Origin of the sequence: Streptomyces sp. BF23-19 (genome assembly GCF_041106355.1) — a bacterium.
GTDB lineage: Bacteria > Actinomycetota > Actinomycetes > Streptomycetales > Streptomycetaceae > Streptomyces > Streptomyces virginiae_A.
Genome location: NZ_JBGBPT010000190.1, coordinates 1 through 2387 on the forward strand (window position 1 = coordinate 1; position 2387 = coordinate 2387).

Annotated in this window: 3 protein-coding genes; all 3 read right to left on the reverse strand. The window is 68.9% G+C overall.

Annotated features, from left to right (window positions below; translation table 11 throughout):
• Window positions 1–73: 73 nt before the first annotated feature.
• Window positions 74–820: a response regulator transcription factor gene (locus AB8A24_RS43205; RefSeq protein WP_030724160.1), complete on the reverse strand. Its 747-nt coding sequence runs from the start codon at window positions 818–820 to the stop codon at window positions 74–76.
• A 209-nt stretch (window positions 821–1029) separates the two neighbouring features.
• Window positions 1030–1725 (reverse strand): ribosome-associated translation inhibitor RaiA, encoded by a 696-nt coding sequence (gene raiA / locus AB8A24_RS43210; protein ID WP_266392945.1) that lies wholly within the window; start codon window positions 1723–1725, stop codon window positions 1030–1032.
• Window positions 1726–2051: 326 nt separating this feature from the next.
• Window positions 2052–2387: ComF family protein (locus tag AB8A24_RS43215; protein WP_369479239.1), on the reverse strand; the 336-nt coding region annotated here is incomplete at its 5' end.

Here is a 2387-nt window from a genome sequence, read left to right on the forward strand (position 1 = left end):
CTCGGTTGCCCCGGCAGTGCGGCGAGGCGCGGTGCCGGGCGGCGCGGACCCGACAAGATCCGAAAGAGACGGCCTAGCGGATTTCGAGGATCTTTTCCCGCATCGCGTAGACCACGGCCTCCATCCGGGAGTGCAACTGCAGCTTCTCCAGGATGTTGCGGACGTGGTTCTTCACGGTGTTCTCGGAAATGAACAACTGCTTGGCGATATCACGGTTGTTCATACCGGTGGCCACCAGTTTCAGGACCTCCAGCTCCCGGTCCGTCAGCCGCGGCGCGGGCACCAGCCGCCGCTCGTCGGTCCGCTGGATCATCGACTTGAACTCGGTGAGCAGCTTCGACGCCATCGACGGGCTGATCTGCGACTGGCCGTCCGCCACCGCCCGGATCGCCGTGGCCACCTCGTCCGTCGAGATCTCCTTCAGGAGGTACCCGGTCGCACCCGCCTTGATCGCGTCGTAGAGGTCCGCCTCCTCGTCGCTGATCGTCAGCATGATGATCTTCGCGGAGGGGGCCACCTCCTTGATCGAGGTGCACGCCTCGATCCCACCGCGCCGCGGCATCCGCACGTCCATCAGCACGATGTCCGGAAGCAGGTCGGCCGCCTTGTCCACGGCCTCCGCGCCGTCCCCGGCCTCACCGACGACCTGGATGTCCTCCTCCTGCGCGAGGACGATCTCCAGTCCCCGCCGGAAGAGCGCGTGGTCATCGACCACGAGCACCCTGATGGGCTCCCGGGCGGTCTCCTGCGACGGGTCGTCCGTCCCGCGGCAGCCCGCGACGCCGTCGTCCCCGCGCACCGGCCCGAAGCTGTCCGCCATCGTTCCTCCCCCTGCATGTGCTCAGCTGCTGGGCCAACCGGACACACACCGCAGCCGGTTGACTGCACGCCATGATTCCATGCCCGCACCACGACCCGGGGGCCACAAGTGAGCCACCTGGCGCATACCCGTCGCACACCCGTCACACAGGCGCCCCCGCGCAGGCGCCTGGGCGCCTGCCCGGGGGCGATGAACGGATGTGATCGACCTCAGCCGCCGAGCGCGCCACCGGCGCCGCCCCGCGGCTCCTCCGAGCTGGAGGCACCGTCCGGGTTCACGTGGATGACTCCGTAGTCATAGGCGTGACGGCGGTAGACAACACTGGGCAACTTCGTCTCGGAGTCGACGAACAGATAGAAGTCGTGGCCGACCAGTTCCATCTCGTACAGGGCCTGGTCGAGCGACATCGGTGCGGCCGAGTGGGTCTTCTCGCGGACGACGAGCGGGCCTTCGCCCTGCACCTCGATGGATCCGATCCGGGTGATCGGTACCCCGTCCTTCTTCTCCTCGGACACCGGCTGGCCGCTGCCGTTCAGCGATGCGACGCCCGGCACCACGTCGGCGACCTCCGCCGCCGGGATCCGGCCGCTGCCGCGGCGGGTGTAACGCTTGTCGTGCTGCTTGCGCAGCCGGGCCTCCAGCTTGTCCTGAGCCAGGTCCAGCGCCGCGTACGCGTCGGCGGCGGCGGCCTCGGCCCGGATCACCGGGCCCCGCGAACGCAGGGTGATCTCCACGCGGTCGGAACGGTCGGCCTGACGCGGGTTGTGCTCCTTGGACACCTCGACGTCCAAGCTGATCACCTTGGCGTCGAGCTTCTGGATCCGCTCCGGATTCAGCTTCTCGGCCACGTGCTTGCGGAACCGCTCGGGCACCTCGGTCTTGCGGCCCTTGACGACGATGTCCACGCAGAACTCCGTTCCCGGATAGCTCCACCCGACGGGGCGAAGCGTCTCCCTTTCGCACCAGACTCCGGTGAAGGCCGGAGCCTCGGACTTGGCGACTTTCACCTCCTCCTCCCCCATCGGCAAGATCAACACCCCACCGACTTCGGAGTCGAGAGACAGCCTCCTGAGTTCCTTACAACCGAACATATCCCTCTATGGCGGTTGTCGGCACCCGCTACCGGAATGTACTTCCGACGAAGTGGCTGTTCCCTCTTACTACCTGCAACGATGGGCCTTCCCCGCCAGTTCCGAATCTATTCACAAGATTTTTCTTCTGTACGAGTTGCTCAAACGCGCGGCACCCGCTCGATCCGTCTGAACGAGTCCGCCGGCGCGGCCACCACCGCCGCCCGCAGCGCCGCCCCCGGGCCCGTGACCAGCCCCGCGGCGCGCACCGCCCGGGCCGCCTCCGCCAGCGTCGCCCCGGTGGTGACGAGGTCGTCCACGAGCACGATCCGGGTCCCGCCCGGCAGGAGCCCCCGCGCACCCCGGCGCACCGCCAGCGCGCCCGCGAGGTTCTCCCGGCGCTGCCGGGCCCCCAGCCCCGCCTGGTCCGCCACCGCCCGCCGCAGCCCCAGTACGGGCGCCACCCGCGCGCGAACACCGGCCCGCCGCAGCCGACC